7 protein-coding genes are annotated in these 6,347 nt (G+C 55.0%); 2 read left to right on the forward strand and 5 right to left on the reverse strand.

Annotation, left to right across the window (positions count from 1 at the left end):
- Window positions 1-14 precede the first annotated feature (14 nt).
- The gene (locus tag I6F16_RS37870) at window positions 15-506 is read left to right on the forward strand and encodes a hypothetical protein (RefSeq protein WP_249785719.1); all 492 of its coding nucleotides are present in this window, start codon (window positions 15-17) and stop codon (window positions 504-506) included.
- Between the two features lie 1,035 nt (window positions 507-1,541).
- Here the strand turns inward: I6F16_RS37870 and I6F16_RS35190 are convergent.
- The 5 genes from I6F16_RS35190 to I6F16_RS35215 form a co-directional block, all read right to left on the reverse strand.
- Window positions 1,542-1,748: a hypothetical protein gene (locus I6F16_RS35190; protein WP_225125334.1), complete on the reverse strand. Its 207-nt coding sequence runs from the start codon at window positions 1,746-1,748 to the stop codon at window positions 1,542-1,544.
- 20 nt (window positions 1,749-1,768) lie between these two features.
- The gene (locus I6F16_RS35195) at window positions 1,769-2,086 is read right to left on the reverse strand and encodes a PilZ domain-containing protein (RefSeq protein WP_225174477.1); all 318 of its coding nucleotides are present in this window, start codon (window positions 2,084-2,086) and stop codon (window positions 1,769-1,771) included.
- Window positions 2,046-2,339, reverse strand: coding sequence for a hypothetical protein (locus tag I6F16_RS35200; RefSeq protein ID WP_225133333.1), 294 nt, complete (start codon window positions 2,337-2,339; stop codon window positions 2,046-2,048). Before I6F16_RS35200 ends, I6F16_RS35195 begins: the two co-directional genes overlap by 41 nt.
- 431 nt (window positions 2,340-2,770) lie before the next feature.
- On the reverse strand, window positions 2,771-2,971 hold the full coding sequence (locus I6F16_RS38285; protein ID WP_225125337.1) for a hypothetical protein: 201 nt from the start codon (window positions 2,969-2,971) through the stop codon (window positions 2,771-2,773).
- 656 nt (window positions 2,972-3,627) lie between these two features.
- Window positions 3,628-4,110: a pilus assembly protein N-terminal domain-containing protein gene (locus I6F16_RS35215; protein ID WP_225174478.1), complete on the reverse strand. Its 483-nt coding sequence runs from the start codon at window positions 4,108-4,110 to the stop codon at window positions 3,628-3,630.
- 757 nt (window positions 4,111-4,867) lie between these two features.
- On the opposite strand from I6F16_RS35215, the gene I6F16_RS35220 reads away from it, so the two are divergent.
- Window positions 4,868-6,118, forward strand: coding sequence for an alpha/beta hydrolase (locus tag I6F16_RS35220; protein WP_225174479.1), 1,251 nt, complete (start codon window positions 4,868-4,870; stop codon window positions 6,116-6,118).
- The last annotated feature ends 229 nt before the right edge of the window (window positions 6,119-6,347 follow it).

The following is a 6,347-nucleotide window of genomic DNA, read 5'->3' on the forward strand; positions in this document are numbered from 1 at the left end:
TGTTTGGAAGCGATGTGCCGGATGACGAGCGCCGTCTCTATGAAAACCACATGCAAAGAGGTGGTGCCGCGTTGTCGGTGTTAGTAGATGCTCCGAGCATGGCCGATCTCGAACGTATTGAAGGTGTGCTGCAAGAGTACAATCCAGTCGAGATTCACGAAGAAAACAGCGATGGCACGGCAGCGGTCGGAAGCGGAGCATCAGGAAGCGCGGTAAGGCAAGAAGGATATGTCTCTCAAGGCGTCGAACGCGAAAAGGTCATCCCTCTTCCGGAAGAAGAACTGAAGGTTGGCAAACGGGCTACCGAGACCGTCAAACACATAAAAACTTACGTAGTCGAGGAGCCCGTGCAAAGGACGTGCGACTGCGCGATGAGAGAACCGTGGTCGAGCGCCGTCCAGCCACGGGAGTTGCGACGGGACAACCCCTGGAGCGCGAGTACGCAATGCGAGAACTGCACGAGGAGCCCGTGGTCCAGAAGGATGTTCGAGCCGGCGAAGAACTAGTGGTGCGCAAAGATGGAGGGCCAGCATTCGTGTGAGGGCGGGTCAACATCCGCCCTCACTTACCCGGCCTTTTAAACCGCGTGCCACAACTACACGCTGTGCTGGATTCCTCTAGTGATCTAGGCCTGCAAAGGCCGCTGCCGTGTGCGGGAAAATTACAAATACCTGCCTCGGGTCACAAGTGAACACAGCAATCTTGCCGACTGGGACTAGCCTTCAAGTGCATGGCGCTCCTCAGCGCCAGCCGTCGGACCGCCTTGGCCCCGCACTTGTCCCCTCCAGCCCCTAGGGGCCAAGGCTGGCCCGAGGGGCTTTGCAGCATCAGGGTGAGAGCCTGCCATCCCGATCGTTAGGAGCGAGGGCGCGCCAATTGGGAAATGCAAGACCTCAGAATCGCACAGCAGCTCAGCAAAGCAGCAGATGGGTAGCGCCCACACTGCGCTTCACATTGATCCAACCTCAACGGCGTGGCTCGCGCCCGGATGGCGGCGTGAGAAAGAGTTCGTTAGGTTTCTTGTGGCTTGCTGAAAGCGTGCCGATTACCGCCGATTGCGGCACATTGGAATGGGAATGCCGGCCCCGGCTGTTTACCCCAGTCCTGCGGCTGGGGCCGTTTTGAACTTTCCTTGCATCGTTCAACCCGGTCCATGACCATGTTTAGAGGCATTGCCATCGCGCTATTTGGAATGGGCATCTTTTCGCAGCTTGACCGAGCGTTCTTCTATGGCCGCCATACCGACGCCGCGCTCAAGCTTGCGCGGGAGATTGGCCGAGGTTTTGGTCTGTAGGCCAGCCGCGCTGCGCTGAAGAACGCTCGGAGCTACTTCTTCAACAGCAGTCCCAACGTTCGCGCCATACGCCTCACCGATCCGGCGTGACGGCCGAGTTCGGCGGCTATCCGCGATGTGCCAACTCCCCGCCGAGCGAGCCTGACTAATCGTCGGACTTCCTGCTCGGCCCATTGCTTTGGCTTCGGTGCTTTCATGGTGAGCGCGACCTGCAAAAGTCGGAGAAGGTTCTCGGTCGACAAGATCGTCACTTCGAGAGAGGAGATATGTAGCTTCGATCTAAGACGGTCGGTCTGACTGCGCCGTCGAACAGCACCGTCACGCCGGGGGTGCGAATACTGATTTCGACAATGGTGCCGGTCTTGTGGGCCAATTTTGGGAACTGAACGATCCCCAGCTCGCTCATCTTGAAACGACTGCCGACAACAAGCCTGTCATCCTGCTGAGCGGTCATTTGGCAAGTCCGAACCCGCCTCATTGTGAGCCAACAAGACGTTTCTGTGGGCTCGCCTTGGCCTTCGTCTTTGCTGTGACGAATTGAACTCCGACGTGAGACCCGTCCGCCCAAACCAGCTCGCAGCGCCGAAATGCCAGTCCAGTTGACGAGAGAACTAGAAAGAATTCCTGTGCCTTCAGGGGGTCCGTTGAGCCGTCGACCTCAAGCTTCGCGCCGCTTGCAGAGGCGTCCACGAGAACGCAGCTTCTTCGCCACGTGCCATCAACACCCATGATGCTCACGATGTGTTTGTGTTCAAATCGAACGCGGTGCGCCTTTCGATTGTTCTCTTTCATCTGCAATCCACGATTTCAAATCAGTTCGTTCGAATAAACACGCCGCCTCTCTGCAGGTCTCTGCAATCAGCAGATCGATCCGCGCCGACTGAGCCAGTAAAGTCGTTCGGGTTGTCTCGTTCAGTTTGGTTTGTCCGACGGTCAATCGGATGCAGCCATTCGCGAGTTCAAGAAGGATGATCGCCTGACGAGCGTCATCTGTCGTCTGAATCTCGAGAGCTTGAATCTGCGATAATAAAGCGAGGAGGTTCACCAAAATATCGGGCAGTCCATAGCACGAGGGACTTGTCGCAGTTTTTGCTTTGTATGGCTGTTCAAGTTGTATCACTGACGACATCTGTCGCGAATCTCTAATTCCGATCGGCCTTGTCCTGCCGAAAGATCAAAAAAGCGATGATAAAAGAAAGACACTATACGCGAGTTACAACGGGGACAGGTCCACTCGGGCAAGCATTTGCTGTCGCAGAATGGCCACGCCGACCGGCTGTAGATGCTCCGTATCCAGAAATTAAGTCAAAGCGGTTGAAAAATAGTTAGCAGGTTGCGAGAAGCCGGTATGGTAGTACGACAAGTTGTGTCGGGGAGGATCGAAGTTCGGCGAACAATGGGTTGCCGAGTATCCGGGCTCGCGGCTGGTGTTCTAGACATTGCAGATGGGAGCATCAGGGCCGCCGGCCCGCTCACTTAGATCGTGCCCTCCTTCGCGACACGGAAGCTACGAACGTAATAACCTTGTCGATGAACGGCTGACCTAATCTCGTCGCTTACTTTGCGAATTCTTTTTCTACTCTTGCGCCAGTTATTTGCAGAGTAAGCACCGGGTATCGCGGCCCCTGTGCTTAGAACGAGCAAGTCCCGCTTGCCATTGCGATAGACATCAAACACTTTTCGCCCCCATTGATCGTATCGAATTAAGCACGAAATATGCTTCGGTCGTCTCAATGCAGGAGCTTAGTATCGCGGATAACTGTGCGGGTTGCAAATCTGCAACGCCTGCGACTTTAATTGCGCTCGCCGGCAACGAAGCAGAATTTCGCCGGGCCGTCGAGGCAATGCGACATGACTAAGTCAATCACTTAGTTATCTCAGATTGCCGGCTATTGGAATCTTTGGCGACATGGTCGAGGCGGGCGCACTTATGTCGCACGCAAACGATCTGAGGGCAGGCTGTCGAAGGATAGTCGCGCGGATCGTCCAAATCCTCAATGGTAGCAACCCAGCAGAAATGCCTTTCTTCCAAGAGATCCATTTTGAATTAGTCATCAATCTCAAGGCTGCCAAGAGCTGGGTTTCGAGCTTCCTCCTAGCCTCCTGACTCGCTCAGATAGGCTAATCGAGAGAGGGAGGCGACTTCCGGTTTTGGCCCATCTGCGAAGTTGCGCTAGGTCTCACGGAGGTCCGCTTATCGCGGCAGAGCGGACTAGATTTGCTCAACCTGAGTTCTTCGCATTTTGACCCCAAGCGGTCTTGACCCCTGAACGAAGTTCTATCCGACATTCGGTCCTTCGTCCTCGCCGCGCGGGAAGCTGCTGCCTGACACCTTACTGATAGTTCTTTTCGATGAAGCCACCGCCGCGCAAAGGTTTCCGTACCGCCGTCGAGTTGGCTTTAGCCTGCCCGGACTCACCGCGCCCACAGCCGTACCCATCGCATATAAAGCCGACATAGTCCGGTTCATCCGCCAAGCCATACACTTTGACTAGATTGCCTCCGACCACGACGCGCACCCGATGGACCACGCGACCGTCGTCGGATCGGGCAGTCACAATCGTTTCGCCCGACGCGAGCCCCCTAAAGGTGAATATGCGTTCAGACTGCGGCGTGATCTCCACGATGTTGTCCTCCGGCGTACCGATCTGCTTCACAGCCTCCCCGAATTGGAGAATTCGTATCTGACCGGGCTGTAGCCTGATCGTGTCTTCAGCCGGGACGGAGATTTCCTGCGGCGGCTGGGCGAACGCGCCGTCGGCCAGCAGCGTCAACGTGGCGATTACGCAGCATCGCCAAAATCCTGAAAACAACATAAGAGAACCCTCCTGAAATACGCCTCAACCGGCTTCGAGCATGAGGATTGAAGCCGTTCTCATCGTTTGAAATCTGGGTCGTGACACACAAATCGAGTCGGCATCTCTGATCCCAGTTCTGAAATCAGCTTGCCATCATGTTGCGGAGAGGCGTATCGGAGCCGCTCAGTAAAGTCGCAACAGCTTCTGGTCCTGTTAGGATCGGCTTCGCATTGGGCGCGAGTGTCATATTTCTGCGCGTCGGAGGTGCCGCGCAGTTCAGCCGCGGACACTCCCCAGGCATTCAAAATCAGTGCAAGCGCAAGCCAACGCATTACCGATTCCCCCACAACAGAACGCGATCGATTCTATAATTAAACGGCGGGCGACGGAGCAATTAAATAAGTGTATTTAATTTGTGTCAACCACCAAGTGTAGTTAATTCCCGATGCATTCGCAGCGCTGAGCCTCTCAACTGCAACTTCAGCGAGGCGATCGTCCTGACGCCCAGAGATGCGCTCGCTCATTGCACGCCTGGGTCCGCTTATGGCCCTAAGCGGTCCAATCGCGGCATAGTGCGCCACCGCAGCTTATGACCCTGATCAGACAGTTTTTGGGGCCGCGAGCAAAGCCAATCGACAGTCGCTGTTCCGAGGAAAGCTTCAGCTTGCGAACGCTTCCGGCAAATACACCCGTCTGGTATCCTCAGTCCACGTTCGTCGTGGCGACAGCGACTTAATTGATGTGTTGCACCGATTCGAACCGAGGGAGAACTGCCATGTCGCCCATGGTCGTCGTTACTCTGGTTCATGGAACGTTTGCTAGAGGTGCTGAGTGGACACAGCTGGATTCGAAATTCTCGATAGACCTGCTTCACAATTTGCGATGTAGAGCCGTTGTAACGAGATTCGATTGGTCCGGCCGCAATAACCTTTGGGATCGCGCGAAAGCCGCAGAAGAGCTAAGCGACTTTGTCGATGCACTTCGTGCAATATATCCCGATGCTAAGCAGTATGTAGTAGCACACAGTCATGGCGGAAATGTCGCCCTTTACGCTGCTCGACGAACGAGGATCGATGGAATAGCCTGCCTGGCAACTCCGTTTCTCCACGCCATCCATCGCGATCGCCTCCTTTTTTCTGAGAGGGCTGTCGTGGGGGGCCTTATGGGGCTGGCCCTCCTAGCCAGCTACATATTTAACCTAGCATCAGGCCTCTCGTTCTTCGAGTGGTGTGGCGTTCTCGTGACATTGGGTCTCATTTGCACCTTTGCCGCCGTGATCATTTCGCACTTGGGCGACATCGGGACAAAGAGAGTGGCTGAACTAGCTGATGGTCTGAATGTGTGCGTTCCAAAGAACACGCAAATCGGAGTATTCAGAGTGACAGGAGATGAGGCCTCTGCCAGCTTGGCAAGTGGTCAACTACTTGCGTGGGCCTCAGTGAGACTGACGACGTACTTTGCAAAAGCGAATGACCTTCGATTTCTCCGGGAGCCCTTTCGTAATCTGCCTGTACCCACCGCATTTTGGCTCATTCCGTTGGTCGGCATTCTAGCTTCCGCCGGCGCCAAATACTTTGCGGCGCCCGGTCTTTCTATCATTGGAGGAGTGGCTGTGTCCGTATCCGTGCTTGTGCTAGTTGGTCTGAAGACGACTTTCTTTGATAATCTATTGTACGGCTTCTTTTTCCTAATGTTATTGGTAGCTATTCTGGTTGTTACCGCCGTACAAGGAACGGTACCTTCTCGGGAAATGTTCGAAGAACTAGATGTTCGCTGGAATGAGCGGATAGCGATCTGGGTCGCGCGCTGGTCTATGGGGCTTGGCTCATCTCTCGCTCTGGAAATTACAACGGAAGCGATACCCGTTGGCGCGTCAGCAACGATTCATCTGTTTTCGCGGGATACAAGAGGCAGCAACGCCGATCAGTTAGCGCACAGTGTCTATGAAAATGCAGACGTACGTTCCGCAGTTGTCCGGTGGATCGACGAACATGTCTCAGCGGGAATTGAGGAGCGTCTCGGTTAAGTGACGATGGGTCGAACTCGGGATCCCACCGCGGGCATTTTGGATCGTGCAGGACGTCGTTGAAAATGGGCTGGATTACCCTGTCGTTCCTATGACGGCTGTTGGCCCATAGGCGACCTTCGATCATGTCTGCTGTTTGTGCCGCTGTTGAACGATGAGCGGACATCTGGAGCGCCCGAACTAAGCGCGTGAACACGCTCCAGATCGCCGATTGCTGGGAGGTTCGCTT

This window comes from Bradyrhizobium sp. IC4060 (genome assembly GCF_020193715.1).
In the GTDB taxonomy this organism is placed as follows: Bacteria; Pseudomonadota; Alphaproteobacteria; order Rhizobiales; family Xanthobacteraceae; genus Bradyrhizobium; species Bradyrhizobium yuanmingense.